General features: G+C 30.2%; 33 protein-coding genes. 27 read left to right on the top strand and 6 right to left on the bottom strand.

What is annotated here, in order from left to right; genetic code table 11:
- Positions 1-28: 28 nt before the first annotated feature.
- Entirely contained in the window at positions 29-886 is an 858-nt protein-coding gene (locus CLFE_RS19360) for a YdcF family protein (protein ID WP_250944670.1), read from the top strand.
- A gap of 900 nt (positions 887-1,786) precedes the next feature.
- Here CLFE_RS19360 and CLFE_RS19355 read toward each other — a convergent pair.
- The gene (locus tag CLFE_RS19355) at positions 1,787-2,137 is read right to left on the bottom strand and encodes a winged helix-turn-helix transcriptional regulator (RefSeq protein WP_077894542.1); all 351 of its coding nucleotides are present in this window, start codon (positions 2,135-2,137) and stop codon (positions 1,787-1,789) included.
- Positions 2,138-2,375: 238 nt separating this feature from the next.
- Between CLFE_RS19355 and acgA the strand changes: the two genes are divergently transcribed.
- The 24 genes from acgA to CLFE_RS19235 all read left to right on the top strand — a co-directional run bounded on the left by acgA (position 2,376) and on the right by CLFE_RS19235 (position 20,340).
- Positions 2,376-2,573, top strand: coding sequence for an ACGX-repeat peptide (acgA, locus tag CLFE_RS19350; RefSeq protein WP_077894543.1), 198 nt, complete (start codon positions 2,376-2,378; stop codon positions 2,571-2,573).
- 127 nt (positions 2,574-2,700) lie between these two features.
- Complete coding sequence (acgM, locus tag CLFE_RS19345) at positions 2,701-3,726, top strand: radical SAM/SPASM domain protein, ACGX system (RefSeq protein WP_077894544.1); 1,026 nt, start codon at positions 2,701-2,703, stop codon at positions 3,724-3,726.
- Between the two features lie 3 nt (positions 3,727-3,729).
- Positions 3,730-3,867 carry a nitroreductase family protein gene (locus tag CLFE_RS19340; protein ID WP_139356198.1) on the top strand — a complete coding sequence of 46 codons (138 nt, stop codon included), beginning with the start codon at positions 3,730-3,732 and terminating at the stop codon, positions 3,865-3,867.
- Positions 3,831-4,046: a nitroreductase family protein gene (locus CLFE_RS19335; RefSeq protein ID WP_139356199.1), complete on the top strand. Its 216-nt coding sequence runs from the start codon at positions 3,831-3,833 to the stop codon at positions 4,044-4,046. Before CLFE_RS19340 ends, CLFE_RS19335 begins: the two co-directional genes overlap by 37 nt.
- A 51-nt stretch (positions 4,047-4,097) precedes the next feature.
- Positions 4,098-4,307 (top strand): nitroreductase family protein, encoded by a 210-nt coding sequence (locus CLFE_RS19330; protein ID WP_139356200.1) that lies wholly within the window; start codon positions 4,098-4,100, stop codon positions 4,305-4,307.
- 33 nt (positions 4,308-4,340) lie between these two features.
- Entirely contained in the window at positions 4,341-5,210 is an 870-nt protein-coding gene (locus tag CLFE_RS19325; protein WP_077894545.1) for an SIR2 family NAD-dependent protein deacylase, read from the top strand.
- A 16-nt stretch (positions 5,211-5,226) separates the two neighbouring features.
- The gene (locus CLFE_RS19320) at positions 5,227-6,195 is read left to right on the top strand and encodes a zinc-binding dehydrogenase (protein WP_077894546.1); all 969 of its coding nucleotides are present in this window, start codon (positions 5,227-5,229) and stop codon (positions 6,193-6,195) included.
- Positions 6,196-6,269: 74 nt separating this feature from the next.
- On the top strand, positions 6,270-7,082 hold the full coding sequence (gene folP, locus CLFE_RS19315; protein WP_139356207.1) for a dihydropteroate synthase: 813 nt from the start codon (positions 6,270-6,272) through the stop codon (positions 7,080-7,082).
- A gap of 465 nt (positions 7,083-7,547) precedes the next feature.
- Positions 7,548-8,204: an ABC transporter permease gene (locus CLFE_RS19310; RefSeq protein ID WP_077894547.1), complete on the top strand. Its 657-nt coding sequence runs from the start codon at positions 7,548-7,550 to the stop codon at positions 8,202-8,204.
- A gap of 9 nt (positions 8,205-8,213) precedes the next feature.
- A complete protein-coding gene (locus CLFE_RS19305) occupies positions 8,214-9,125 on the top strand; it encodes a glycine betaine ABC transporter substrate-binding protein (RefSeq protein ID WP_077894548.1) in 912 nt (303 codons plus the stop codon).
- 20 nt (positions 9,126-9,145) lie between these two features.
- Positions 9,146-9,916 carry an ABC transporter ATP-binding protein gene (locus CLFE_RS19300; protein WP_077894549.1) on the top strand — a complete coding sequence of 257 codons (771 nt, stop codon included), beginning with the start codon at positions 9,146-9,148 and terminating at the stop codon, positions 9,914-9,916.
- On the top strand, positions 9,913-10,527 hold the full coding sequence (locus CLFE_RS19295; RefSeq protein WP_077894550.1) for an ABC transporter permease: 615 nt from the start codon (positions 9,913-9,915) through the stop codon (positions 10,525-10,527). Before CLFE_RS19300 ends, CLFE_RS19295 begins: the two co-directional genes overlap by 4 nt.
- Before the next feature lie 31 nt (positions 10,528-10,558).
- Positions 10,559-11,521, top strand: coding sequence for a zinc-binding alcohol dehydrogenase family protein (locus tag CLFE_RS19290; RefSeq protein WP_077894551.1), 963 nt, complete (start codon positions 10,559-10,561; stop codon positions 11,519-11,521).
- A gap of 40 nt (positions 11,522-11,561) precedes the next feature.
- Positions 11,562-12,488, top strand: a complete 927-nt coding sequence (locus CLFE_RS19285; protein ID WP_077894552.1) for a DUF1848 domain-containing protein — start codon at positions 11,562-11,564, stop codon at positions 12,486-12,488.
- Between the two features lie 31 nt (positions 12,489-12,519).
- Complete coding sequence (locus CLFE_RS19280; protein WP_077894553.1) at positions 12,520-13,335, top strand: protein-ADP-ribose hydrolase; 816 nt, start codon at positions 12,520-12,522, stop codon at positions 13,333-13,335.
- 208 nt (positions 13,336-13,543) lie between these two features.
- The gene (locus CLFE_RS19275) at positions 13,544-14,833 is read left to right on the top strand and encodes a transposase (RefSeq protein ID WP_077894554.1); all 1,290 of its coding nucleotides are present in this window, start codon (positions 13,544-13,546) and stop codon (positions 14,831-14,833) included.
- Between the two features lie 379 nt (positions 14,834-15,212).
- Complete coding sequence (locus tag CLFE_RS19270) at positions 15,213-15,839, top strand: flavodoxin family protein (protein WP_077894555.1); 627 nt, start codon at positions 15,213-15,215, stop codon at positions 15,837-15,839.
- Between the two features lie 414 nt (positions 15,840-16,253).
- Complete coding sequence (locus tag CLFE_RS19265; RefSeq protein WP_077894556.1) at positions 16,254-17,135, top strand: radical SAM protein; 882 nt, start codon at positions 16,254-16,256, stop codon at positions 17,133-17,135.
- A gap of 99 nt (positions 17,136-17,234) precedes the next feature.
- Positions 17,235-17,549, top strand: coding sequence for an ArsR/SmtB family transcription factor (locus tag CLFE_RS19260; protein WP_077894557.1), 315 nt, complete (start codon positions 17,235-17,237; stop codon positions 17,547-17,549).
- 70 nt (positions 17,550-17,619) lie between these two features.
- Positions 17,620-18,054 (top strand): PPC domain-containing DNA-binding protein, encoded by a 435-nt coding sequence (locus CLFE_RS19255; RefSeq protein ID WP_077894558.1) that lies wholly within the window; start codon positions 17,620-17,622, stop codon positions 18,052-18,054.
- A gap of 12 nt (positions 18,055-18,066) precedes the next feature.
- The gene (locus CLFE_RS19250; RefSeq protein WP_077894559.1) at positions 18,067-18,696 is read left to right on the top strand and encodes a flavodoxin family protein; all 630 of its coding nucleotides are present in this window, start codon (positions 18,067-18,069) and stop codon (positions 18,694-18,696) included.
- A 146-nt stretch (positions 18,697-18,842) separates the two neighbouring features.
- Complete coding sequence (locus CLFE_RS19245; RefSeq protein WP_242951679.1) at positions 18,843-19,097, top strand: transposase; 255 nt, start codon at positions 18,843-18,845, stop codon at positions 19,095-19,097.
- A complete protein-coding gene (locus tag CLFE_RS19240) occupies positions 19,070-20,023 on the top strand; it encodes an IS3 family transposase (protein WP_139356201.1) in 954 nt (317 codons plus the stop codon). Before CLFE_RS19245 ends, CLFE_RS19240 begins: the two co-directional genes overlap by 28 nt.
- Positions 20,024-20,103: 80 nt before the next feature.
- On the top strand, positions 20,104-20,340 hold the full coding sequence (locus tag CLFE_RS19235; RefSeq protein WP_139356202.1) for a carboxylesterase family protein: 237 nt from the start codon (positions 20,104-20,106) through the stop codon (positions 20,338-20,340).
- A 110-nt stretch (positions 20,341-20,450) separates the two neighbouring features.
- Here the strand turns inward: CLFE_RS19235 and CLFE_RS19230 are convergent, their stop codons facing one another.
- Together CLFE_RS19230 and CLFE_RS19225 are read right to left on the bottom strand one after the other, a co-directional pair.
- A complete protein-coding gene (locus CLFE_RS19230; protein ID WP_250944660.1) occupies positions 20,451-21,926 on the bottom strand; it encodes an oxidoreductase in 1,476 nt (491 codons plus the stop codon).
- The gene (locus CLFE_RS19225; RefSeq protein ID WP_242951681.1) at positions 21,886-22,368 is read right to left on the bottom strand and encodes an oxidoreductase; all 483 of its coding nucleotides are present in this window, start codon (positions 22,366-22,368) and stop codon (positions 21,886-21,888) included. Before CLFE_RS19225 ends, CLFE_RS19230 begins: the two co-directional genes overlap by 41 nt.
- A gap of 193 nt (positions 22,369-22,561) precedes the next feature.
- Between CLFE_RS19225 and CLFE_RS19220 the strand changes: the two genes are divergently transcribed.
- Positions 22,562-23,146 (top strand): TetR/AcrR family transcriptional regulator, encoded by a 585-nt coding sequence (locus CLFE_RS19220; protein WP_077894563.1) that lies wholly within the window; start codon positions 22,562-22,564, stop codon positions 23,144-23,146.
- Between the two features lie 72 nt (positions 23,147-23,218).
- Here the strand turns inward: CLFE_RS19220 and CLFE_RS19215 are convergent, their stop codons facing one another.
- Positions 23,219-23,506, bottom strand: coding sequence for a putative quinol monooxygenase (locus CLFE_RS19215; protein ID WP_077894564.1), 288 nt, complete (start codon positions 23,504-23,506; stop codon positions 23,219-23,221).
- A gap of 30 nt (positions 23,507-23,536) precedes the next feature.
- Positions 23,537-24,136 carry a cysteine hydrolase family protein gene (locus CLFE_RS19210; RefSeq protein WP_077894565.1) on the bottom strand — a complete coding sequence of 200 codons (600 nt, stop codon included), beginning with the start codon at positions 24,134-24,136 and terminating at the stop codon, positions 23,537-23,539.
- 297 nt (positions 24,137-24,433) lie between these two features.
- On the opposite strand from CLFE_RS19210, the gene CLFE_RS19205 reads away from it, so the two are divergent.
- On the top strand, positions 24,434-25,705 hold the full coding sequence (locus tag CLFE_RS19205) for an alkyl/aryl-sulfatase (RefSeq protein ID WP_077894566.1): 1,272 nt from the start codon (positions 24,434-24,436) through the stop codon (positions 25,703-25,705).
- 85 nt (positions 25,706-25,790) lie between these two features.
- Here CLFE_RS19205 and CLFE_RS19200 read toward each other — a convergent pair whose 3' ends face one another.
- The gene (locus tag CLFE_RS19200) at positions 25,791-26,816 is read right to left on the bottom strand and encodes a branched-chain amino acid aminotransferase (protein ID WP_077894567.1); all 1,026 of its coding nucleotides are present in this window, start codon (positions 26,814-26,816) and stop codon (positions 25,791-25,793) included.
- Positions 26,817-26,974 lie beyond the last annotated feature (158 nt).

Raw genomic sequence — 26,974 nt, 5'->3', positions numbered from 1 at the left:
AAATTTATATTTTTATAGTACAGCACTTATGATTAGTACTGGGAATATTGGACTAAATTTATTTGTTGTAGCATCTGTGCTTGTAATCGTACCCATTGGTGTTCTTACTATTTCAGTTTTATTTATGATTGCAGGAGTTATTACAATTAAAAGAGAAGGTTTTAGACTTCCTAATTTATTGGCTTTAGCTTTTGGTGGCGGAATTTGGATCATCTGCATTTTATTTTATTTAGCTATAAGTAATTACTTTGAGTATAAGTGGATTAAAATTGCTATTTATTTTAGTACAATTATGGCTTTATATATAGGGTTTACCTTTGCTGCATTAGTTATTTATTCAGTGCTTTATTGTATATTCCCCAAAGGAAAGAAATTTGATTATATTATAGTTCATGGAGCAGGGCTTTCAAAAGGAGAAAAAGTCACTCCATTATTAAAAAGAAGAATTGATAAGGGAATTCAGGCATTTAATAGGCTTGAAGGAAAAGCAAAAATAATTGTTTCTGGAGGAAAGGGATCTGACGAGAAAATATCTGAAGCAGAGGCAATGAAGAGATATATTTTAGAAAACAATATTAGTGAAGAAAATATTATTTGTGAGGATAAATCCACAACTACTTTTGAAAACCTAATGTATTCAAAAAAAATAATGGATTCACAAAAAAAGGATTATAGATGTATATTTGTTACTAATAATTATCACGTATTTAGAACTGGGCTTTATGCTAAAAAACTTAATATAAAGGCAGAAGGCTTAGGATGTACAACGGCAATGTACTATTGGCCAAGTGCTTTTATTAGAGAGTATATAGCAATAATGCTTAGTATGAAGTGGTATTCTATTTTTATTTTGGGATCAGCATTACTTTTATTGATTTTAACTTGAATATGATTTTGGGGAAAGTTAGGAAATTAAAAAATGTCTAAAATATATAACTTTAAGTATAATATTATATTGTTTACAGATTATAAGAAGTCGGAGAAGCATAAAAATCTAGCATCCATATTATATTTCGATTGGTGGAAAAATGGAATGACAATGCTAATTTTAATTATCAATTAAATTGTATAATTATATTAAATGCCGGAATAAACTAGCGTAGGAAAGGTTTTTCTGTATATAACTGGGGAACGCTAATTATAATATGTGACGTTTTAAAGAAGTTGCAAGTATCAAAGGATAGTTATATTTACACTATAGCAAATTATGGTGACATCTGGGAAAGGCTTTAGAACAATGTGAAGATATATTAAGAAAGAGAGAATTATCTGTATTGGTTGTGGTTTGTACGCAAAACGTTGTCCTGTTGATAATATTAAAATTGTTAATGGTAAGCCAGTATGGTAGCATAAATGTGAACAGTGCTTTGCATGTATTCAAAGTTGTCTCAAGGAAACTATTAATTATGGAAATAAGACTAAAAATAAAAAACGATATATGAATCCTAATGTAAAATTATAATATAGTAGTTTAAATGGCTAAAAGCTTTAGATTTTATCTTGTCTAAAGCTTTTATGTTTTTATTGAACATCTAATTTCATAATTAGGATACACAATTCAGGTATTATGTCTATAAAAATACAACACAGTACCTGTTAATTAGTTATAGCTAATTTCGATAGTAGAATATAATCAGTACCTGTTAATGGTTCAAATATTAATATTGGGAAGTGCTTTGAAATTTATATTAAAAATTAGATTTTTGATAAGTCTAAGAAAAATATGTGCAAGATTAAATAAAATTTACAAAAGGCACAATTCATGTGAATATTAGAAGTGAAATTATTAATTTATATCAGGAAGCTTTTGATTTGATATATAGTCTTTGTAACTATTTCCCCATGCTTCCATTTCTTTAAATAAGGGACGTAAAGTATTGCCTAATTCACTTAATGAATATTCTACTTTAGGTGGGACTTCAGCATAAACTGTTCTCGTAACTAATCCATCGGATTCTAAAGCTCTTAAATTATCAGTTAAAACTTTTTGGCTAATTCCAGGAATATCTTTTCTCAACTCACCAAAACGTGATGTACTTGCCAATAAATTTCTTATAATTAGCAACTTCCATTTGTTTCCTATTAATTCTACCATAGTTGCTACAGGACAAGCAGGTAATTCGTTTTTGGTTAACATAAATGAACCTCCTAAGATTAAAACATATTAGTTTCAAAATGAATATTACATACACAAATTATAATTCAAAATTGAAAAGTGGTCAATAAGTTAGAGAAACACAAGAAGTAATGTATATAAAAACAGTAGTTACAAAAAAGTGACTATATAATAAAAAAGTGCGTACTTTTAATCTTAAATATTAAATTATAAAATTATCTTGTAAATAAATTTATAATAACCTTAGGAGGTAACAGCAATGGGAAACTTAAATTTTTTAAATTCATGGAAAGAAGGAATTAGTGAATTCTTTTCAAAGACAAATGCTCAAAGTTATATGAAACCAGCGTTTGCAATGGCAAGTTCTTCTTGTGGAAGTTCATGTGGAGCTGGAGATAAAGAACCAGAGCACAAGCCATCAGCATGTGGTTCAGCATGTGGAGCTGGTGACAAATAATTTACCTATAAGTTAGTTAAAGGTCTTCGGTTTATAATATGAGCCGAAGGCACTTTTTAAAGCTGTTACGAAAAATTAAGTTGAAATTTTTATATAGATTAAAGTATAAATTGAAGGGATGGTATGAATGAATTATTTTGCTTTTCAATGGCATATAACAGATCAATGTGATCAAAGATGTGAGCATTGTTATATTTTTTCAGAAGATAATAACAAATGTTTAAAGGAAATGAGTCTAGATGATATAAAAGTTGTTTTAAATAATTGTATAGAAATGTGTGATAAACTCAACAGACTTCCGTATTTTTATATTACAGGAGGCGACCCTATTTTACACAAAAATTTTTGGGATATATTAACATTGCTAAAAGAAAGAGATATAACATTTGGAATATTAGGAAATCCTTTTCATTTAAGTGATGAAGTTTGTAAAAAATTAAGAAGCTATGGATGTCGAAAATATCAGCTCTCAATTGATGGGATGAGAGAAACTCACGATTCAATTCGTAAGTCAGGCTCTTTTGATGCAACAATTGAAAAAATACAATGTATTAGAAATGCAGGTATTGATTGTGCTGTTATGACTACTGTTTCAGGAACAAATAAAGATGAAATAGAGGATATAGTAGATTTAGTAGTTGAAAATCACGTGGATATTTTTGCTTTTGCAAGATACTGTCCTACAAGTTTTGAAAAAGAAACTCATTTAGAACCAAAAGAGTATAGAGATTTATTGGAAAGACTTTGGGCAAAGTTTGAAAAATACAAGAATTCAGGTACTACATTTAATTTGAAGGATCACTTATGGACACTATTCTTATACGAAAAAGGATTATACAAAATACCAGAAGGGCTAGAGGATAAAGTTATTTATGATGGATGCAATTGTGGAAATTGTCATATAACTATTTTGCCAACAGGAGATATATATGCATGTAGAAGAATGGAAAGTAAAGTTGGAAATGCATTGAAAGATAGTTTATTTGATGTATTTATAGGCAATAAAATGGGTGAGTATCGTCAGTATGATAAGTTTGAAAAATGTGCAAAGTGTGAATTATTAAGATTTTGTAGAGGATGTCCAGCGGTTACGTATGGGTATACACATAGTATGTATTCTGCAGATCCGCAGTGTTGGAAAGAGGTCGAATAGATAATGGATTTTATGGATATTTCAAAGAAAAGAATGAGTGTTAGGAAATATAGTGGAAGAAAAGTTGAAGATGAGAAACTTAAAAAGATATTAGAAGCAGGTAGGTGGGCTCCCACAGCAGTAAACGCCCAACCACATTAGATAAAGAAGAAAATCTAGAAAAGGTAAGTAAGTTTTCTACATTCAATTATGATAAAAAATATATAGACCTTGCTAATGAATGTGAAAATAGAGAACAGCATAAAAATACTTACTATTATGGAGCACCTTTAGTTTTACTTGTTTGTTATGACAATACAGTTTGTTGGAAACATCCTTAAAGTGGTAAAAGTAGTGGTGAAACAGATGCAACAATTGTAGCAACACATATAATGCTTGAGGCAGCAAGCTTAGACCTGGGTACTGTATGGATTAGTTATTTTGATACAGATAAGGCAAAACAACTGCTCCAGCTTCCAGATGAGGTAGTGCCAGTATGTATGATATATGTAGGATATCCGGCAGAAGATTTTAAGCCAAATTCAAAAAGCAAAAGATATCCGGTTGAAAAAACAGTTTTTTATAATAAGTATAAATTTTAATAGTGTTTAATATAAAGAGAGGCTAGATTTAAAATGGAAAATTTTAAACAAAGGGTTAAACAGGCAAAGGAAGTAATCAAAAATAGTGAATATATATTAATTGGTGGTGGATCAGGATTATCTTCTGCTGCCGGATTAACGTATACTGGAAAGCGTTTTGAAGAAAACTTCTCTGATTTTATTGAAAAATACGGTATTACTGATATGTATGCTGGAACTTTTTATCCGTTTAAAACTGATGAAGAGCTGTGGGCGCATTGGGCAAGGCATATTGATGTGAATCGCTATCAGATGCCTGTAACAGATTTATATAAGGAAATATTAAGGCTTGTAAAGGATAAAAAGTATTTTGTAATATCAACCAATGTGGAAAGTCAGTTCGTAAAGTCTGGATTTCCTAAAGAAAAAGTATTTGAAGTTCAAGGAGATTATTCATACTTACAATGTGCAAGAGCATGCCACGATAAGCTCTATTATAATGAGAAACTGATTAAGGAAATGGTATTAAAGACGAAAAACTGTAAAATACCATTTGAGCTTATACCAAAATGTCCAGTTTGTGGTGGTAAGATGGATGTAAATCTTAGGCATAATGATTATTTTGTACAAGATGAAGCATGGTATAAAGCAGATAAAAATTATGATGAGTTTCTCAATAAAGTAGGTAATAAAAATATAGTGTTGTTGGAATTTGGGGTTGGATTTAATACACCTGGAATTATTAGATATCCGTTTGAAAAAATGACATATAGCAATAAAAATGCAACATTGATTCGATTTAATCGAGACTATCCTTTAGTAATGAAAGAAAATGAAGAAAAATCTATTTCTTTTGATGAAGATATTATGCAGGTTATACAATATTTGCTGGACAAAAAAGATTGCAATGAGAGTTTTGTGTAGAGATGGAGTGATTAACATGAAAGCAGTTGTTTTAAATGGAGTATGTGAACCTAAAGATTTGAAAATAAGTAATGTAAAAATACCAGAAATAAAGTCAGGTTGGGTATTGGTTAAAGTCAAGGCATTCGGATTAAATCATTCTGAATTGATAGTTCGTAAGTATGAAGCAAATGCTCCTTATATAAAATTGCCAGTAATTCCTGGAATAGAATGTGTAGGTGAAATAGTAGATGCATCTGATAGTGAATTTAAAGTAGGAGAAAAGGTTGTAGCACTTATGGGGGGAATGGGACGTAGTTTTGATGGTAGTTATGCAGAATATGCACTGTTACCAATTCATCATGTATTTTCAGCAAATACAAAGTTAGATTGGATTGAAATGGCAGCAATACCTGAAACTTTTTTCACAGCATATGGTTCACTGTTTGATTGTTTACAACTTCAAGCAGATGATGTTCTTTTAATTCATGGAGCTACTAGTGCATTAGGACTTGCAGCTATACAATTAGCAAAAGCAATCGGTTGTACGGTAATTGGAACAACGAGAAAAGAAGAAAGACTCAAATTTTTAAAAGAAGTAGGAGCAGATTTTTCAATGTTAGATGATGAAAATTTAACAAAAGAAGTTCTCAAAGCATTCCCTAAAGGAATTACAAAAATTTTAGAATTAGTGGGGGCTACTGCAATAGAAAAAACAGCTAAGTTGCTTAAAAGGCATGGAATTGTATGTTCAACAGGTCAGCTCGGAGGGACTACAACTCAAGACTTTGATGTGATTAAAGCAATACCAAATAGTGTTTATTTCACATCATTTTATAGTAATTATCCGTCACAAGAAGTTATGAATAATATATTTAAAATTATTGATGATAATAAAATAAAACCAGTGATAGGGCATAAATTTAAAATAGAAGAAATTGCACAGGCACATATTCTTATGGAAAACAATAATGCTAACGGAAAAATAGTAGTTACTATAGGATAAGGAGGAAAATGATTATAACTGTAAATGGATTGGTAAATTGGGCAGTTAGTAATCAAAAGTTTATGAATAAAATAATGAAAATTGGAAAAAAAGACTTTGAAATTGGAAAAAGAACTTACATTATGGGCATACTTAATGTTACTCCAGATTCTTTTTCTGATGGTGGAAAGTATAATACTGTAGAAAAAGCTATTCTTCATACACGAGAAATGATAGAACAAGGTGCAGATATAATTGATATTGGTGGAGAATCTACAAGACCAGGTTATACAAAGATAAGTGATGAAGAAGAAATTAGTAGAGTAGTGCCAGTAATAGAAGCAATAAGAAAAGAAACAGATATTCCAATATCTGTAGATTCATACAAAAGCGAAGTGATAGAAGCATCATTAAAGGCTGGTGCAGATATAATTAATGATATTTGGGGGTTTAAAAAAGATTCTAAAATGGCACAAGTAGCAAAACAATATAATGCAACATGTTTATTAATGCATAACAGGGACAATACTAGTTATTGCGATGTTATGAAGGACATATTAGAAGATTTAATGGAAAGTGTTAAGATAGCTTTAAAAGCTGGAATTAAACCTGAAAGTATTATTGTAGATCCAGGAATAGGATTTGCTAAAACATATGAACAAAATTTGGAAGTTATGAATCATTTAGAGGATTTTACAGCATTAGGGTACCCTGTTTTATTAGCAACGTCAAAAAAACGAATGATAGGAACGGCTTTAAACCTTGAAAAAGATGAACGTGTTGAAGGTACTGTAGCTACTACGGTTGTTGGAATTATGAAGGGATGCGATTTCGTAAGAGTTCATAATGTAAAAGAAAATAAAAGAGCTGTGCTTATGACTGATGCTATTGTGAGAAAATATATATGATGGAATAGTTGCTAGGATGTATATTCACATTTTTGGAAGTATTGGAATGATGCTGATTTCAACTGATGCTATAAATAAAGTGGTTTTAATGGGGGCAATGCATTTTTTTTATAGTAATAGTAAGCTGTGTAGCTTGGCTAACTTTATATTAAAAGCTTTATATTAAACATAATTAGAATTATTAAGTAAATTAAAAGAGATTTGCTTCAAACCCTTAAGCAAGTCTCTTTTTTTAACCACAATTTCATTTATATAAAGGTTATGAATTATATTAATGGTTACAAAAGGTAACAAGGTTATATTAAAGTGCCGTATTTACTATAAAAATATATTTAATTATTATATAAGTAAGATGAATTGAGTTTGTAGAATTGAATGCTTTGATGAAAATAAGGATTTTTGTAATATAAATTCATATTAAGTATAAAATATCATAATATGATGTGAAACAAAGAGGAGAGAATTTTGGATATTAATATTAAAACACAAATTTTAGAATACTTTGCTAAAAATATGAATGCTTATTTAATTTCTGTAAAGGGACACATTGAGATTAGTTTATTAGCATTAATGGTTGCTATATTAATTGGAGTACCTTGTGGGTATGCTTGTTCAAAATATAAAAAATATGGTGGTGTTATTGTATCTATATTTCAAGCATTGAGAATTGTTCCTAGTTTAGCCATTCTATTTTTATTAATTCCTATTATGGGCGTAGGAATTAAGCCATCAATAACAGCATTAGTAATATTAGCAATTCCATCAATTCTCATGAATACAGCTGCAGGTTTAGAACAGTTACCTAGTTTTATGTTAGAAACTGCTTATGCCATAGGTATGACAGAAAAGCAAATGTTAGTAAAAGTTAAAATACCTTTAGCGATGCCTTTGATTTTGACAGGAATAAAAACTGCAGCGATAGAGATAATAGCAAGCGCTACTTTAGCGTCTAAAATAGGTGGAGGCGGACTTGGAGATATTATTTTTACAGGATTAGGTTTAAACAGAATGGATTTGCTTTTGATTGGTGGTATTTCAGTTGCAGTATTATCCATTGTGGCAGGAGTACTACTTGATATTATAGGTAGATTGTTACTTAAATATAAATATATAAGAAAGTAGGATATGAAAATGAAAATTAGAATTAAAAGATTTATAGCAGGTTTTTTGGTTATAGGAGTAGTTGTATCTATGACAGCATGTGGTAGTAAAAATAATGTGGACAATAGTAAAAATGCTACTATTCGTGTTGCTTCAAAAGACTTTACTGAAAATTTAGTTGTGTCAGAAATATATTCATTAGCGTTAGAAAATGATGGGTATAAAGTAAAAAGAGTACCTAATATTGCAAGTTCAGTAATTCACGCATCACTTGTTAACAACCAAATTGATATGTATCCAGAATATACAGGAACAGGATTATTAGCAGTTCTTAAGATGAACTTAATCACAGATCCAAATGAAGTTTATAAGACAGTAAAAGAAGCTTATGAAAAAAAATATAAGGTTACATGGCTAGACTATTCGAAAGCTAATGATGGAGCAGGCCTTGTTATACGTACAGATTTATCAAAAAAACTAGGTATTACTAAAATTTCAGATTTACAGAAGCATGCAAGTGAAATTAGATTTGCATCACAGGGAGAAGTTGATCAAAGAGAAGATGGAATTCCAGCATTGGAAAGAGTATATGGAAAGTTTAATTGGAAATCATCAAAAGTATACGACAACGGTCTAAAATATGAAATCTTGAAAAAAAATGAGGCCGATGTTGCACCAGCATATACAACTGAAGGACAATTAGTTAATACAAAAGAGTTTACTTTATTAGAAGATGATAAACATGTATGGCCACCATATAACCTAGCACCGGTTATACGTGACAATGTATTAAAATCACATCCAGATATTGCAAATATTATAAATAAAGTAAGTTCAAAATTAGATACAAAAACAGTCACAGCATTAAATGCAAAAGTTGATGTTGAAAAAGAAGATTATAAAAAAGTAGCAAAAGATTTTTATAATAAATCAATTAAATAATTAAGATACAGGAGGATAATATGTCCAATACAGCAATAGAGTTCAATGATGTATGTAAAAAATTTAATAATGCAGGATATAGTGCAGTGAATAATGTGAGTTTTACTATTGAAGAAGGAGAATTTATTACTGTACTTGGATCCTCAGGTTGTGGAAAAACTACATTGCTAAAAATGATTAATCGATTATATGAGCCAACTAATGGCAAAATAAGTATATTCGGCAAAGATATAAAAGAGATAGATGTTGTTAATTTAAGAAGAAGTATAGGGTATGTAATTCAACAGGTAGGACTTTTTCCTCATATGACAATAGCAGATAATATTGCTACAGTACCAAAGCTTTTAAAATGGAAAAAAGAAAAAATTGAAGCTAGAGTTGAGGAATTGTTGCAGCTAGTAGGATTAGATTACAATGAATTTAAAAAAAGATATCCAGCACAATTGTCAGGAGGGCAACAGCAGAGGGTTGGGCTTGCTAGAGCACTAGCAATTAATCCTAAAATTATGCTTTTAGATGAACCTTTTGGTGCTATTGATGCAATTAATAGAATGAATCTTCAGGATGAACTTCTACGTATTCATAAAGCATTAAAACAGACATTTTTATTTGTTACACATGATATAAATGAAGCTTTTAAAATGGGAGCAAGAGTAATTATTATGAATAAAGGTGTTATATGCCAATTTGATACACCAAGAAATATTGTAAGGAATCCTTCAGATGATTTTGTAGCATCATTAATTACATCATCTCGAAAGCAGGAACAGTTTTGGGAGGAATTAGGGTGATAGAATATGCAATAAATCATTTAGATGAATTAAGTACAGCACTGTTAGAACATTTGGAGATAACAATTATAACTCTAATAATCTCTATTTTTATAGCAGCAGTATTAACTGTATTATCAATGTACTCTAAAGTATTATCTAAAATATTCATATATGTATTTTCTGTTATTTATTCTATACCTAGTTTAGCGCTTTTTGCTATATTGATTCCTCTTACAGGATTAGGTCAAGAGACAGCTATAATAGTTTTAGTTTTTTATAATCAGTATTTACTACTACGTAATTTTATTGAAGCATTAAATGAAATTCAACCATCAATTATTGAAGCAGCAACTGGTATGGGTATGAGCAATATGCAAATATTATTTAAAATAAGACTGCCATTAGCTAAGAAAGCACTTTTTACAGGAGTACGTTTAGCAGTGGTTTCTACTATTGGTATTGCAACCATAGCTGCATCAATAAATGCGGGTGGTCTTGGTAGTATTCTATTTGATGGTCTTAGAACTTTAGATGGTCCAGAGATATTATGGGGAAGCATATTAGCAGCAGCATTGGCAATAAGTGTTAATGGTATATTAAGCCGGATAGAAAAAATATATAAAGTTTAAAAAGTGTTTATTTAAAAGGAGAAATTGTAAAATGAAGGCGGTTGTATTAGAAAAACCATGTAAAGCGGAGGAATTAAGCGTAAGAGAAGTACCTATACCTAAAGTGAAGTCGGGTTGGGTACTTGTGAAAATTAAGGGCTTTGGAATAAATAGATCAGAGATATATACAAGACAAGGAGATTCTCCATCAGTAAGACTTCCAAGAATTATAGGAATAGAATGTGTAGGAGAGATTGAAAATCCATCAGATAGTTCTTATAAAAAAGGGCAGCGTGTTGTTTCCATGATGGGAGGTTTAGGGAGAGATTTTGATGGAAGTTATGCAGAGTATGCACTTATTCCAACTAATCAGGTGTATCCTGTGAATAACGATATGCCGTGGATGAAAATGGCGGCAATTCCTGAAATGTATTATACTGCATATGCATCACTTTTTGATGTTTTAAGTATTAATCAAGGAGAAAGTTTATTAATACGAGGTGGAACTAGTTCTGTTGGTTTAGCGGCACTTCAGCTAGCTAAGAGTATAGGCGCTACTGTTATTTCAACGACAAGAAACAAAGATAAAGTAGAACTTTTAAAAAAATATGGTGCAGACTTTGTATTAATAGATGATTCAAGTATAGTACAACAGCTATATTCTATTTTCCCTAAGGGAGTAAATAAAATCCTAGAATTAGTAGGTACAGTAACATTAAAAAATTCTTTAAAATTACTTTCAGAAAAAGGTGTTTTATGTATGATAGGTATATTAGGTGGTGAATGGGTAGTAAAGAATTTTGAGCCTATGGTTGATATACCTTCAGGTGCGTATTTTACACAGTTTGATAGTCAGAATATTAAAGAAGATATAATCGTTAGTCTATTTAAACATATTGAAAAACATAAAATTGAAGTTCCTATAGCAAAGGTCTTTTCTTTAGATGAGATTAATAAAGCACATGTGTTAATGGAGCGTAATGTTGCTAATGGAAAAATTGTGGTTGTTAATTAGTACATAGTTTAATGAAAATCAAGTGGAGGTATGATAAAGAATGATAATAAATACAGGTAGTAGGACTGATATTCCTGCATATTTTAGTGAATGGTTTTTTAATAGAATTAAAGCAGGATATGTTTTGGTAAGAAATCCATATTATAAGGAGCAAGTTACAAAATATAAATTGACACCCGATGTAGTTGACTGTTTATCTTTTTGTACAAAAAATCCAGAACCAATGTTATCTAGAATTCATGAACTTGATGAATTTAAACAGTTTTGGTTTGTAACTATTACGCCTTATGGTAAGGAAATTGAACCTAATGTGCCAGATAAGGAGAAAGTAATGGAAAATTTTAAAAAGCTTTCAGCTATTGTTGGAGTAAATGCCATTGGTTGGAGATATGATCCTATTTTTATTACAAAAAAATACACACTGGAAAGTCACATAGAGAACTTTGAAAAAATGGCGAAAAATTTGGAAGGATATACACATGACTGTGTTATTAGTTTTGTTGATTTATACGAAAAGACAAAGCGTAATTTCACAGGTGTTAAACCAGTTACAAAAGAGGAACGTGAAACAATTGGAAAAGAATTTGTACGTATAGGCAAAAAATATAATATCCAGATTAGAACATGTTTTGAAGGTGATGATTTAGCAAAGTATGGAGTTGATTGTAGTGGTTGTATGACACAGCCAATAATTGAACGTGCAATGGGAAGTAAACTAAAAATACATAAAAGGAAATCTTCTAGAGGTGGATGTAATTGCTTGCTTCAAAACGATATTGGAGCATATAACACATGTGGACATGGTTGCGTATATTGTTATGCAAACTATAATCATAGAACAGTGGTTAATAATATGAAAATGCATAATTCTAAATCACCATTTCTACTTGGTGGAAATATGGATGGCGATATAATAAAAGATGCAAAGCAGGCAAGCTTTATAGACAGGCAAGTAACACTACTTTAAGTATTGAATTTTTGAAAGTAGGTGATAATGGATGAAACAACAAGAAAAAGTGTTTTTTTTGATAAAGGAATTAATAAAAGAAGATGATAGATATATAGGTTTGGAAATACCTGATTCTTATATAGAACGTACTAGATTATTACGTTCGCTTATGAATGTTAGAATGCCAGGAGAAGTTAGTGAAAAATTTTTACGTATTCAGAATGAATATTTAAATGAGCAGGTTAAGGAAAAGGGTATTGTTAGGATTACAGATATACAAAGTTTAGAGGAGGAATTTCCTAAAGCATCGATACCGTTCAAAGATAAAATATCAATATGGCAGGGAGATATAACAAGGTTACAAGTGGATGCAATTGTAAATGCTGCCAATTCCCAAATGCTTGGATGTTTTACACCATGTCATGGGTGTATTGATAATGCAATACATTCAGCAGCAGGAATACAACTTCGTGATGAATGCTATAGTATAATGAAAAAACAAGGTCATGAAGAGAAAACGGGAATAGCTAAGATTACCAAAGGGTATAATTTGCCATGTAGACATGTTATACACACTGTAGGACCTATTGTGGGTTCAAAATTGACTAGAGAACTTGAAGATGCTCTACATTCTTGTTATAAATCTTGTTTAGGGTGTGCGGTACAAAATGGGGTTAGGACCATAGCATTTTGTTGTATATCTACAGGTGAATTTCACTTTCCAAATGAAAAGGCGGCTGAAATTGCAATAAAAACAGTGATACAATTTTTAGAAGAAAATGAATCAAAGATTGATAGAGTTATATTTAATGTATTTAAAGATTTAGATTATAAAATTTATAGGAAGCTTTCAAGTGATTATTAATATTGAAAAAGAAATTAGAGAAAGTTGTAGAGTTCCTAATAGGAAAATCTAAGGTTATAAAAATATAACTAACTACCTAAGTTTCGTACAAACTAAACTTATACATTTGCCAAATTATAGTTTCCAAAAAATAAATAATAGATAATACCAAGCCTTAAGTTATAATTTTCTTACCACAGAAAAAATTAAGAAAGGCAGGTATTATCCTATGAATAATTTTAACTTCACTCAAGATAACTGTAAAGAAGAAACTACTTCCACTTGGTTAATTTCAGTACTGCAATTTGGATCTAAACTTGAAGTTTTCAAGGCATTTGAAAATTTCAAACTTAATATGAAGAAAGTAAAATACTCTGTATCCCAAAAACTTATTACGACTATGATGTCTATTATAATTGGTTGTGAAACAACCAAGGATATTAATGAAAAGCTTGCGGTAGAAAAACTTGCTCTAAATATGTTTAATATGGATAAAGCACCAGATCAATCACAAATTAACGAGTTAATCAGACGTTTTGATTCTGAAAGTATAAACCAACTACAGGATATTCATCATAATCTTTTTATGAATCACAGCAATTCCATTAATTCGTGTACGAAAGTAGTGGTAGACTGTGACCAAACAGGGCTTATTGCTAACGGTAAATCTTTTGAATTAGCTGAAAAAGGTTATTTTTCAAAGAAAAAGAATCAAAGAGGATATCAACTTTCTGTAGCTTTTACTGGTGAACATTCTGAAACAGTAGCAATGTTTTTAGATTCAGGGAATACCCATTGTACAGATCATTATGATGATTTATTGAATGCGATAATATCAAAATATAAGGAACAGCTTTATAATGGTAAATTAATATTAAGAACTGATAGTGGATATGGTTCAACTGATAATATTGAAAAACTAATTTCAATACCAAATTTAAAATTTGTTACAAAGGGATACTCACCAAAAACAGCAAGCAATATTGCAAAAAATATAGACTATTCAGAGTATATTCAAGCTGACGAGTCAGCTTTGGTATATGAACTTCCTAAAACTAATGGTGTTAGATATATTTTAGTTCAGACATTATCTAAAAAGGGAAATTTAAAATATTCCTTTCTTGTAACAAATATAAGTGTTAATGACATGAATGTAGTAGAAATTTTTCATTTTTATAATAAACGTCAAACTATAGAAGCATTTTTTAAGATGGCTAAAAACGTATATCATATAAAAAATCTTAGAACTTCAAAATTTTATGGTATTTACGGATTTTTATGGTTAGTATTTATAACTCATAATCTTGTAAGTTGGTTCAAATCTACAGTTTTATATGGAACAAAGCTAGAAAATATAAGTGTAAGAGGTTTAGTAAAGACTATTGGAAACATAAGAGGTTTTGTTACAAGATCTTCGAATGGAATAACAATAAATATTCCGCCAATAACAAAGTTAACAAAATTAATTGTTGATGCACTTTGTGCTCCCAAATATATACAAATAACTTTTGATATATGAGGCTGTGCTAATATAAAATTTAATCCAAAATTGTAAATTTCAATTTAGATTTTTTTAGTGTTGCCATTTTTGCATTTTGTATATTATTCCAATAGTTTTGAACTGAGTTATTGGAAATTAAATGAAAATGTTAGGAAATTTAAGTAACTAATAAAAATGTGAGTACTTATAAAATTATGGACAATATATCTTATGGATGGTTGTTTATTACAGCTGGTAATGAAAAAAATAATACCATGACAGCATGATGGGGACATCTTGGTGCTGTTTATGGAGCATGATACGGAAAGCGTAACTGGTATATTTGGGTTATGATCTTTTGTGAATGTGGCTGTAAATATATACTTAATAAAGATTATATAAGGAGGAAGTTATAATTATGAAAGTGTTACTAATCAATGGCAGTCCTAATAAAAAGGGATGTACATATACTGCGTTAAGTGAAGTGGCCAAGGAATTAGAAAATGAGGAAGTAGAAACTGAAATATATTATATTGGTAATAAGCCAATTAGAGGGTGTATTGGATGTAATAAGTGTGCATTCAATAATAATAAGTGTATTTTTAATGATGATCCTGTAAATGAAATTATCGAAAAAGCAAAAGAATCAGATGGTTTTATTTTTGGATCACCTGTTTATTTTGCATCAGCAAATGGGGCATTTACTGCTATTTTAGATAGAGTAAATTATGCAGGAAGTTCTGTATTTGCTTATAAACCAGCAGCTAATGTTGTATCTGCATGGAGATCAGGTACAACTGCCGCTTATGATCAATTGAATAAATATATAGGATACTCAAGAATGATTATGGTACCATCCACATATTGGAACATGGTTCATGGCAGTACTCCAGAAGAAGTAATTCAAGATAAAATGGGTATGCAATTAATGAGGACATTAGGTAGAAATATGGCATGGCTATTAAAAGCATTAAAATGTTCTAAAGAGAATGGCATAAATTATCCTGTAGAAGAAAGAAGAGTATATACTGGGTTTATTAGATAAAATATAAGTTAATAATCTTATTAGCTTTAAAGTATAAATAAAATAACAGATAGGAATATATAGAAAATTTGAAGATATTATAGTTGTTAGACTTGAAACAGTAGAAGATATTCATAATTCAATTAAAGAAAGCTCTTATTATAAATCTTGTAGGATTTAAGCTTCTAAATTTTTTAATAGAGGAATTAATTTCAGATTTATAGATTTTTAGTTGACAACATAGTAAAGGTTTGTTATTATTTTATTAATCGATATTTATAGATTAATAAAATCTATAAATATCGATTAATAAAGGTTGCATAAAATATTAAAGTTAATATTTGGTGCAATTTTAAAATTATAATGTTTTATAGCAGCAGTTTATAAGTAATTAATTAGTAAACTGACATTTTTGTTTTTAGGAGGTAAAATTTTATGCATTTTTCTAGTGGAATTAATAGACCGCCATACGAAGCACAATCGGCATATTTGCAAGTAACATCAGGATGTAGTACTCATAATCAATGTGCATTTTGTTCTTTTTATAAAGAGAGTAGCTTTAAAGTATCACCAATAGATGAAATTAAAGAGGATTTAAAAGAACTTAGAAGCATGAATCTTAATGCTAAAAGAATATTTTTGCAAGGAGCTGATCCGTTTGTATTAAGTTATGATAAGCTTATGACTATTGCGGAACTTATTCACGAATATCTACCAACAGTGGAATCTATCGGAGGGTATGCAAGAATAAATAATATTATAAATAAAAGTATTACGGAACTTCGTGCTTTAAGTGAAGCAGGATATAGTAATCCTTATTTTGGAATAGAATCTGGTGATGATGTGATCTTAAATAGGATGCATAAAGGTTACACATCAGAACTTATTACAGAACAGTGCTTTAAGATGGATGCTGCAGGATTTAAATATGTAGCTAATTTTCTAAATGGTTTAGGTGGTCATGGATATGGTATGAAACATGCACATGATTCAGCAAGAATTCTAAACGGATTAAAACCAACAATGATTTATGCCTCATCATTGACTCTTATGCCAGGTACTCCATTATATAAACAAGCACAAACAGGAGAGTTTGAGGAAGCTACAGAAGTAGAAAAACTTCAAGAAATGATGGAATTTATAAATACGCTTGCAATACCAACTATATTTGAAGCTGTACATGTTTCAATAGCAGTACCTATTGTGGGAAAAATCCCCAGAGATAAGGATGAAATGATTGCAAAACTACAACGTGTAATTGATAATACACCTGAAAGTAGACTTAGAAGTTTTAGAGAAAGCATAACAAGTTTATAGAGTAAATTATATTTATTTCACGCTTTATTATATAACTTGTTTGCGACGTTTAGTGATATGAGTTAAAATATAATAAAAAATATAATAGTGAGGTAAATAATGGATCAAGTAAAGATTTTTAAAGCGCTTAGCAATGATACACGTCTTAATATTTTACTTTGGCTTAAGGATCCAGCAGCCAATTTTGAGCAGCAATTGCATGCTGGAGTAATGAAGGATTTTCAAGGCGGTGTATGTGTACGTAGCATTAAGAAACGTACGGGACTCTCTCAATCAACAACTTCAAAGTTTATGTCAATCTTAGAGGATGCTGGATTAGTAGAATCACGTAAAATTGATCAATATACGTATTTTCGTCGTAATGAAAAAATGCTAAAAGAAATTACATTTTGGATAAATAGTGATTTGTACTAGAAGTGATTTATATCTAAAATTAAATTCTATATATTATTTATAAATAAAAAAATGTTTGGATGCGATAAAAATGGATTATAGAAAAATAGGTGAAAATATTTATGTCAGAATTGATAAAGATGAAGATGTAATTAGTAATATAATTGAAGTTTGCAAAAAAGAAAATATCATGACAGGACAGTTTCAAGGAATAGGAGCTTGTGGTATAGCTACAGTTTCTACGTATTTGCCAGATGTTGATGATTTTGCAGACCATACAATATCAGGAATGCTTGAAATGGTGTCATTGATGGGAAATATTACTTTAGATGATAATGGTCAACCGTTTTTGCATAGCCATGCAGTCTTTTCATATCTTGATGAAGCCGGAAAGCCAGTTGTGCTAGCTGGGCATTTAACAAAGGCAGTAATTAGCTATACTGGTGAAATTTCAATAATGCCTGCTAGAGGATTGATAGGAAGAATGATAGATAAAAAAACAGGTATTGGTGTGTGGAAATTTTGAGGAGATGGAATAATGAAAGTATTGTTGATTAATGGTAGCCCACATAAAAGCGGATGTACGTATACTGCTTTAAGTGAGGTGGCTAAACAATTAGAAAATGAAAAAATAGATACTGAAATATATTATATTGGTAATAAACCAATTAGAGGTTGTATTGGATGTGGAAAGTGTCAAGAATCTAATAAGCATTTATGCATTTTTAATGATGATCCCGTAAATGAAATAATACAAAAGGCAAAAGAGGCAGATGGTTTTATTTTTGGATCACCTGTTTACTTTGCTTCAGCAGCTGGCTCTATGATTTCTCTTCTAGATAGAGTGAATTTTGCAGCTAGTTCTAACTTTGCATACAAACCAGCAGCAAGCATTGTATCTGCAAGAAGAGCAGGTACCACTGCTGCTTATGATCAATTGAATAAATATATAGGACATTCAAGAATGATTATGGTACCATCTACATACTGGAATATGGTGCATGGTTTTACTCCAGAAGATGTAAGGAAAGATGAAGAGGGTATGCAAATAATGAGAACACTAGGAACAAATATGGCATGGTTATTAAAGCTAATTGAATCTGGCAAAAAGAATGGAATAGATTATCCTATAAGTGAAAAGATAGTTCGTACTAATTTTATTAAATAAAATATTAAATTGTGTAATTAAAATCCTATTGAAAAAAATCATTGTTTTTCAATAGGATTTTTTTCAATAAGCTTATGGTTTAAACTAAAAAAATTGCAAAAAAGGAAGAAATATTAAGAGAAGTACAGGAAGTAGGAAATGTTTCGTTGGTATCAAGGAAACATGGAATATCAAAATCAACAATATTTACATGGATAAAAGAATCTAAGAATAAAAATGAAATAAAACTAAAACCAGGTAGAAAAACTTTAGTTGAGGGAAAAAAAGAACTTGAAGGCGAAATTACAGAAGTAACAAAAGAGAATGATCATCTAAAAAAACTTTTAGGTGAAAAAGATTTGGAAATTGCAATTCTTAAAGACTTAATAAAAAAATCAAACCCTCAATTAAAGATAAAGTAGAAATAGCTAAAAAATATATTAATCAAGGCTATAGTGTATCCTTTGTACTAAAAATAGTTAAGCTTGGTAAATCAACATATTATTATAATTTAAGTGTAGAAGGAAAAGAAAAGATAAAACCTAAAGGTGGAAAACCTAAGGGATATAGCATAAATAAAGAAAATAAAATAATATGTGATGGACAAATTAAAGAATTTATAATGGAATCAATTAATGGCGATGCCATTAATTATGGTTATAGAAAAATAACCTATCATTTAAGAAAATACTATAATCTTATAATTAATCATAAGAAGATTTATAGACTCTGTAAAGAACTTAATATACTTAAAAATCAAAGGGTAATTAAGCCTAAAATAAAAAGAACTATTGCAATTAATAGAATTATATCCGCTTCAAATCAGCTCTGGGAAATGGATATAAAATATGGGTATATTCATGGTGAGGATAAATTTTTTTATCTGCTAAACTTAATTGATATTTTTGACAGATGTATTGTTGGCTATTATATAGGCTTACACTGTGAAGCTAAAGATGCAGCAGCCTTATTAAGACAGTGTTTAATAAAAAGAAATTTATTTGAAGAAGAAGCAGAAAAACCTATAATACGAACAGATAATGGTCCACAATTTGTAAGCTATAAGTTTAGTAAATGCTGTGATGAAATCAAGGTAGAGCATGAAAGAATACCTGTAAAAACACCCAATAAAAATGCACATGTAGAATCATTTCATAGAATTCTTGAAGATGAATGTTTGAAAATCAATGAATTTCAAACTTATGCAGAAGCATATGAAACAGTAAACGAATTCATGGAATTTTATAACAATAGGCGTCTTCATTCAAGTTTGAAATTTATGTCACCAAATGAGTTTTATAATCTTTATTTTGGAGAAAAACAAACTAATATTAAGATGAGGGTCTAAATCTAAGAAAATTAAAGAATTTATTAGGCTTTGTCCAAAATGAAGGGTTTAATCCGCCTTATTTTTTAAATCATTTTTCAATATATAGGAAGTCATATTGGAAACAAGACGATTATGAATTATGGAATAAAATGTCAGATTACTTAATTAATTTTGCTAAAATTGGAAATCCAAATAGTAATAATCTTAATAAATGGGAATCGTATGATGGAAGTATGTCTTTCATAAATTTTGGGGATTCAATATCTACTATAACATTTAGCAAAGAAAAGATGCATTTTTGGGAGGGATATTATAAAAGTGTACTTGGAATATAAATTACTTGAGAATAGTTGTTTATAATAAAGAAATAGAATATATGAGGCTGTTCCAATAATAAATATTATGCAACAGCCTCATAAGTCTTATATAAGATATATTTTTTTAGTTAAATAAATCTACCAGCCTCAAAGCCTTGAGATGTTGCATCCATAACAAGCCCAACTTTGTTTGCATCACCAATTACTTTAACATCAAAGCCAGCATTAACTAATTTATCTTTTAATTCATTTACAGGTCTAGAACCAGTAGCAATAACAACTGTGTCGGCAGGAAATTTTATTTCAGTGTTTCCTACAGCTTTAACAGAATTTTTGGTAATTTCTGTTACTTTTATACTTGTATATAATTTCACCTCACGGGTTTCTAAATCATGGATTAATTGCCATCTAGGTCCTATAGCTTCTTCAGGAGCAATTTTAGGACCCATTTCAAGTACAGAAACATCTCTAAGTTGTTGACCTAGAAAGTTTGCTGTTTCAGCTCCAACTTGACCACCACCAATTACTACACATTTTGAACCAGGAAATACCTTACCATCAAGAATATCATTAGCAAGTACAACGTTACTATTTTCAATTCCTTTAATAGGTGGTTTGAATGGAGAAGCACCTGTAGCTAAAATAATTACATCTGGTTTCTCTTTTTTCATAAATTCAATAGTGACTTCAGTATTATATTTAATTGGAATATTTAATTTTTTACATTGGTTAGTTTGCCATACAATGAAATCAGTAATTTCACCTTTACATGGTGGCATAGCAGCTAAATAAAATTGTCCGCCTGCATGATTTCCTTTTTCGTATACAGTTACGTTATGACCAGCTTTTTTTGCACTCATAGCAGCCTCTAGTCCAGCGGGACCAGCACCAATTATAGCAACATTTTTGGGGATTTTTGTAGGTTCAATTACAGAAGTTAATTCTTTACCTAATGTAGGATTTAAAACACATTTAACATCCTGATCTTTAAACAAACTTCCTAAACATCCATGATTACAGCCAATACAGCGGCGAATTTTATCAAATTTACCTTCCTTTGCTTTGTTTGACATATCTGGATCAGCTAAGGAAGCACGTCCCATAGCGGTAAAATCAGCTTTACCAGAACGAATAATATTATTTGCTAATATTGGGTCGTTAATTCTAGAAACAGCAATTACAGGAATATTGCAAACATCTTTAATTTCTTTTGCCATATTAACAAACCATCCGTGATTCACATAAGAAGAGGCTACGTTTAAATCTATAGATAAATAGTTTCCCACAGAAACGTTGATAAGGTCTACGCCTGCTTCTTCAAAGTAAGGAACGATTGATTTACTATCTTCGATTGTAAGTCCACCTTCAACCATTTCATCAGCAGAAATACGTATACCAACAATAAAGTCATTGCCGCATTTTTTTCTAATATCGTTAATGATTTCAAGTGCAAAACGTGCGCGATTAAAGAAACTTCCACCATATTCATCTACACGTTTGTTTGAGAAGGGTGAAAGAAATTGAGTAATAAGGTAACCATGACCACCATGAATTTCTACACCATCAAAACCACATTTTTTTAGCACGTAATGCAGTATCACCATATTTACTTATCATTTCTTTGACTTCTTCAGTTGTTAATTCTTTAGGAATGTCAGTACCAAAAGGTGATGGGATTGTGCTAGCTGAATATGGAGCTGAATTAATTGCACCACGATCTGTTTGTCTTCCAGCATGATATATTTGTGCAAGTATAGTAGCACCATATTTATGTACTCTTTTTGGTAATTCACTATGACTTTTAATTTGTTCATCATTCCAAAGACCTGCTACATGTTGAAAGCCACGGCCAAGAGGATCAATGGCATAATCTTCAGTGATAATAAGACCAAAACCGCCTTTTGCCTTTGCTTCATGATAAGCAATAAATCTCTCAGTTGCAGTACCATCTGATTCGCAATAATTTGTTACCATAGCAGGAACAACAAGACGATTTTTTATGCTTTTACCTCTGATTGTGTATGGGCTGAAAAGATAATCTAACATAAAAGTATACCTCCATAATAATTATTGATGTTAAAAACTTAACAATTAAATTATAGCGCACAATTGACTCATAAGTTAATATTGACTTATGAGTCAATTGTGCGCTATAGCGATAGTTATAACTGTCAATCTTTATTTTTTAAAGTAAATAGTGTACTATAAATAATATATAAACAAATTAGGGTGATATAAAATGTCAATGTCTGAAAAAAAACAAAAGGAAATAGAGTTAAAAAGAAGAACACAAATCTTATCAGTTGCACTAAGTTTATTTTTCGAAAAAGGATATAAGAATACAAAAATTACAGATATAGCAGAAGCTGCAGATATTAGTAAAGGTTTATTATACCGTTATTTTAAAAGCAAAGCAGAAATTTTATTCTCATACAGTGATATGCTTAATGAATGTTTGGAAGAAATTAATAATATTTCAAGCGCTAAAGAAGCTATTAAAGAATTTGGATTACGTTTTCTTTCAACTTCAGATGAGAATGGATACATACCACCATTACAAGTATATATTACAGTATTTGTAAGAGGGGAAATTAATGATAGTGAATATGAAAATCCAGTTAATCTTAACTTTGGAAGTTCTTTTTTTGGTCCAATATTTGAGAAAGGTATGAAAGTAGGAGAATTTAAAAAAGGTGATGCTAATGAATTTGGTAATATTTATTGGCATTGCTTATTAGGATATCTTATGGATATAATTCAAAATCCAGATAGGTTAATAAATAAACCCAATTTAGATTCTATAATTGCTTTATTTGAAGCTTAATTTATTAATTTAAAAATCAGCTTTTAATTTAACTAAAAGCCGATTTTTAAATTAGAAAGAAAATGCTGTTAATTATATAACAACAGTGTTAACAGTTATAGCAGGCTCTTTTTTTGAGTTTTCTGTTAATTTTGGCAGTATTTCTACAAAATGTTTCGAATTATTATGCTTATTAATAGCATCTTGATCTTTCCATTCTTCAATAAATATGAGCATTTCGCTGTTGTCATTATTTTGAAGTAATTGATATGAAATACATCCATCTTCTTTTCGAGTTTCAGCAGCTAATTTGGCGGCATATTCCTTAAATTCATTTACTTTATCTTCATTAATAACAAATTTTGCAACTATTTTTAACATTTAAAACCCTCCTATTTGATAATAAAAACATTATATATTTTCAATTATTTCTTCTGAAGTCATTTTTGTTGCTATATTATTCATGGCATAATTTAGAGCGGCATTTTGCCATTCTTCGTTAATTGTTGAAGTTCCGTCAGTTGCAATTATAACATTGTATCCGTAATCTGCACCATCTCTGCAAGTATGTTCTACAGCCATATTTGTCCAGACACCAGTTATTATAATTGTTTCTATACCTAAGCCTCTTAACAATGTATCTAATTGAGTACCATTGAATGCACTCATTCGAGCTTTTTCTAAGACAAAGTCTCCATCCTTTGGTTCTAGTCCATGAACTGGTGCTGCACCCCAAGTTCCTCTAACTATGCTTCCTGTTTCAGCTATTGATTTAAATATTCGGGCATTATTATCAATTCCTTTTGCCTCTTTTTCTACAACAAAATAATTATGAAAAACAGGTATACCTAAGACTTTTGCTTTATTATAAATTTTCTTTATGTTGTCAACTACATTTTGCTGTTTTGCATGTTCTACAGCTCCTGAGTTTTCAAATTTACCACCTTTTGATATATTATCATTTTGTAAATCAATAATTAATAAAGCTGTTTTGCTAGTGTTAAATTTCATTTTATATCACCTCTTTAATTCTAAAAATTTTTAAAGTGAAGCTTATTTATAAATTACGTAAGTAGTATAAGATATGTATAATCAATAGGTCAATAAGGCACTTTTATATAACTTAGTAATAAAAAGGTTACTTTATATTATTGTTTCCTCAATGAAAAAGTTGGTCTTTATAAATTACAAAAAGGTAACTAGGTAATATTAAAGTGCCTTATTTATTAAGATAATATATTAAGCTATCATATAATTAAAGGTATACGTTATTATTTGATAAATTGAATATAAAGTGGGGTGCTAAAGTTGTTAAAACAAAATGGAGAGGAACTATTAAAAAAATTTTCTATTGCAGCATATCCTAAAGAAATCATAAAGATTGCAGAGGGTATTTATCATGTTGTTGGATACGGTCATAGCAATTCAATAATCATAGAAGCAAATAATTCAGTAATTTTAGTTGATACTCTTGATACAGATGTAAGAGCTGAAAAATTAAAACAACTAATTACTAATATTACCGATAAGTCTGTTAAAACTATTATTTATACTCATGGGCATCCTGATCACAGAGGAGGAGCCGCGGTTTTCAGTGACACTGTTAATGAAATTATAGAATTTGAGCCAAAGAAACCAGTGCTTGGTCGTACGAATGAGCTGAAGGATATACTCAACAAGCGTGCATCCTACCAATTTGGTTATAAGCTGTTAGATAAAGAAGTAGTTACTCAAGGAATAGGAATTAGAGAAGGTTTTACTGTAAATGAAGGTAAATATACGTTTCTTCCATCAACTACTATATATAAAGAAGAAAAAGTTAATATTAATATAGATGGTATTAATATGGAACTAGTTTCAGCAATAGGAGAAACTGACGATCAAATATTTGTTTGGTTGCCTGATAGCAAAGTGCTTTGCTGTGGTGATAACTATTATAGTTGTTGGCCTAATTTATATGCACTTCGTGGTAGTCAATATAGAGATGTAAGTGCTTGGATTGACACACTTGATTTAATACTGTCGTATCCAGCTGAATACGTATTACCAGGGCACACAAAACCATTAATAGGAAGAGATATGGTAAAAGAGGTATTAACAAATTTCAGAAATGCTATAGAATATGTATTAGAAGAAACTCTTAAAGGTATGAATAAGGGATTAACAGCGGATGAATTAGCAAGTACTATAATGTTACCCGACAATTTGGCTGGATTGCCATATTTGGGAGAATACTATGGTACTGTTGCTTGGTCTGTTAGAAGTATTTATAATGGATATTTAGGTTGGTTTGATGGAAACCCAACAAAACTAAATAAACTACCAACGAAGGAATATTCTTTGAAAATGTTAAAGTTAATAGGGAGTGAATTAAAGCTAATAAAGGAAATAAAAAATTCTTTACATAATGGAAATCAGCAATGGGCAATTGAACTTTGTGATTTGTTAATAGGAGCAGAAAAAGAAATTAAAATTGCAAAACAACTAAAAGCTGAAGGGTTAATTAAATTATCAAAACTTGAAACAAGTGCAAATGGAAGGCATTACTATATTGCGTGTGCTAAAGAATTGATGGAATAATGGAAAATTTTATCATATAATTTAGTAGTTAAAAGAACAACATCTTTTATTATATGTATGTTGTTCTTTTAAAATTAAATTAGAGTTATTTAATAACCTTTAACCAACCTTCAGGTGCTTTGATACGTCCCATTTGAATACCTGTTAATGTATCAAGTAATTTTTTTGTAATAGGACCCATCTCTGTCATACCGCTAGGAAAGCAAATTTCTTTTCCATGATCTACAATTTTTCCTACTGGAGATATAACAGCAGCAGTTCCACAAAGTCCGCACTCTGCAAAATCTTTTACTTCATCAAAATAAACAGTTCTTTCCTCTACTTCTAAACCAAGATAATCTTTTGCAACTGCCATTAAAGAACGACGTGTAATTGAAGGAAGAATAGTATCTGATTTTGGGGTAACAACTTTATTATCTTTAGTTACGAATAAAAAGTTAGCTCCACCTGTTTCTTCAACTTTTGTTCTAGTAGCTGCATCTAAATACATGTTTTCATCGTAGCCTTCTTTGTGAGCAGTAACAATTGCATGAAGACTCATTGCGTAGTTAAGTCCAGCTTTTATGTGTCCAGTACCATGTGGTGCAGCACGATCAAAGTCACTAACGCATAAAGTTAGAGGTTTAACGCCACCTTTAAAATATGGACCAACTGGTGTAGCGAATACTCTAAATTGATATTCATCTGCGGGTTTAACACCTATAACTGGTCCTGAAGCGAACATAAATGGACGAAGGTAAAGAGTAGCGCCGCTTCCATATGGAGGTACCCATTCAGCATTTGCTTCTATAGTTTTTACTACAGCATCTACAAAATTTTCTTTTGGAAATACTGGCATTTCAAGTCTTCTACATGTATCTTCCATACGCTCAGCATTTAAATCAGGTCGGAAGGTAACAATGTGTCCATCTTCAGTTGTGTAAGCCTTCATACCTTCAAAGCAAGATTGAGAATATTGAAGAACTCCAGCACATTCACTAATTGCAATAGTAGCCTCAGAAACTAATGCACCATCATCCCATTTTCCATCTGTATAGTTGGCAACGAATCTTTTATCTGTTTTAACATATCCAAAGCCAAGATTAGCCCAATCTATATTTTTCTTTTCCATGTTATCTACATCCTTCCATATATTGATTATTAATTATAATACTTCCCTTTGAGTATTAATGAATTGCATATAAATAGCAAGATAAATATTATGTAGCGATTTTAAAGCTTAGTCGTTGATAAATATAATGACAGCTTTTTCATGATTGCTATTTGTAT

Source organism: Clostridium felsineum DSM 794 (genome assembly GCF_002006355.2).
Taxonomy (GTDB): domain Bacteria; phylum Bacillota; class Clostridia; order Clostridiales; family Clostridiaceae; genus Clostridium_S; species Clostridium_S felsineum.
This window is presented reverse-complemented; position numbering and strand designations above follow the sequence as displayed.

Bases quoted from the DNA above. Each gene is read 5' to 3' on its own strand.
- acgM (WP_077894544.1), top strand. From the start codon at position 2,701: ATGAATTATTTTGCTTTTCAATGGCATATAACAGATCAATGTGATCAA.
- CLFE_RS19360 (WP_250944670.1), top strand. From the start codon at position 29: ATGATTAGTACTGGGAATATTGGACTAAATTTATTTGTTGTAGCATCT.
- CLFE_RS19280 (WP_077894553.1), top strand. From the start codon at position 12,520: ATGAAACAACAAGAAAAAGTGTTTTTTTTGATAAAGGAATTAATAAAA.
- CLFE_RS19215 (WP_077894564.1), bottom strand. From the start codon at position 23,506: ATGTTAAAAATAGTTGCAAAATTTGTTATTAATGAAGATAAAGTAAAT.
- CLFE_RS19230 (WP_250944660.1), bottom strand. From the start codon at position 21,926: ATGGTGATACTGCATTACGTGCTAAAAAAATGTGGTTTTGATGGTGTA.
- CLFE_RS19275 (WP_077894554.1), top strand. From the start codon at position 13,544: ATGAATAATTTTAACTTCACTCAAGATAACTGTAAAGAAGAAACTACT.
- CLFE_RS19285 (WP_077894552.1), top strand. From the start codon at position 11,562: ATGATAATAAATACAGGTAGTAGGACTGATATTCCTGCATATTTTAGT.
- CLFE_RS19265 (WP_077894556.1), top strand. From the start codon at position 16,254: ATGCATTTTTCTAGTGGAATTAATAGACCGCCATACGAAGCACAATCG.
- folP (WP_139356207.1), top strand. From the start codon at position 6,270: ATGAAAATTGGAAAAAAAGACTTTGAAATTGGAAAAAGAACTTACATT.
- CLFE_RS19210 (WP_077894565.1), bottom strand. From the start codon at position 24,136: ATGAAATTTAACACTAGCAAAACAGCTTTATTAATTATTGATTTACAA.
- CLFE_RS19225 (WP_242951681.1), bottom strand. From the start codon at position 22,368: ATGTTAGATTATCTTTTCAGCCCATACACAATCAGAGGTAAAAGCATA.
- CLFE_RS19340 (WP_139356198.1), top strand. From the start codon at position 3,730: ATGGATTTTATGGATATTTCAAAGAAAAGAATGAGTGTTAGGAAATAT.
- CLFE_RS19320 (WP_077894546.1), top strand. From the start codon at position 5,227: ATGAAAGCAGTTGTTTTAAATGGAGTATGTGAACCTAAAGATTTGAAA.
- CLFE_RS19355 (WP_077894542.1), bottom strand. From the start codon at position 2,137: ATGTTAACCAAAAACGAATTACCTGCTTGTCCTGTAGCAACTATGGTA.
- CLFE_RS19305 (WP_077894548.1), top strand. From the start codon at position 8,214: ATGAAAATTAGAATTAAAAGATTTATAGCAGGTTTTTTGGTTATAGGA.
- CLFE_RS19290 (WP_077894551.1), top strand. From the start codon at position 10,559: ATGAAGGCGGTTGTATTAGAAAAACCATGTAAAGCGGAGGAATTAAGC.
- CLFE_RS19255 (WP_077894558.1), top strand. From the start codon at position 17,620: ATGGATTATAGAAAAATAGGTGAAAATATTTATGTCAGAATTGATAAA.
- CLFE_RS19270 (WP_077894555.1), top strand. From the start codon at position 15,213: ATGAAAGTGTTACTAATCAATGGCAGTCCTAATAAAAAGGGATGTACA.
- acgA (WP_077894543.1), top strand. From the start codon at position 2,376: ATGGGAAACTTAAATTTTTTAAATTCATGGAAAGAAGGAATTAGTGAA.
- CLFE_RS19250 (WP_077894559.1), top strand. From the start codon at position 18,067: ATGAAAGTATTGTTGATTAATGGTAGCCCACATAAAAGCGGATGTACG.
- CLFE_RS19330 (WP_139356200.1), top strand. From the start codon at position 4,098: ATGCTTGAGGCAGCAAGCTTAGACCTGGGTACTGTATGGATTAGTTAT.
- CLFE_RS19200 (WP_077894567.1), bottom strand. From the start codon at position 26,816: ATGGAAAAGAAAAATATAGATTGGGCTAATCTTGGCTTTGGATATGTT.
- CLFE_RS19260 (WP_077894557.1), top strand. From the start codon at position 17,235: ATGGATCAAGTAAAGATTTTTAAAGCGCTTAGCAATGATACACGTCTT.
- CLFE_RS19220 (WP_077894563.1), top strand. From the start codon at position 22,562: ATGTCAATGTCTGAAAAAAAACAAAAGGAAATAGAGTTAAAAAGAAGA.
- CLFE_RS19325 (WP_077894545.1), top strand. From the start codon at position 4,341: ATGGAAAATTTTAAACAAAGGGTTAAACAGGCAAAGGAAGTAATCAAA.
- CLFE_RS19300 (WP_077894549.1), top strand. From the start codon at position 9,146: ATGTCCAATACAGCAATAGAGTTCAATGATGTATGTAAAAAATTTAAT.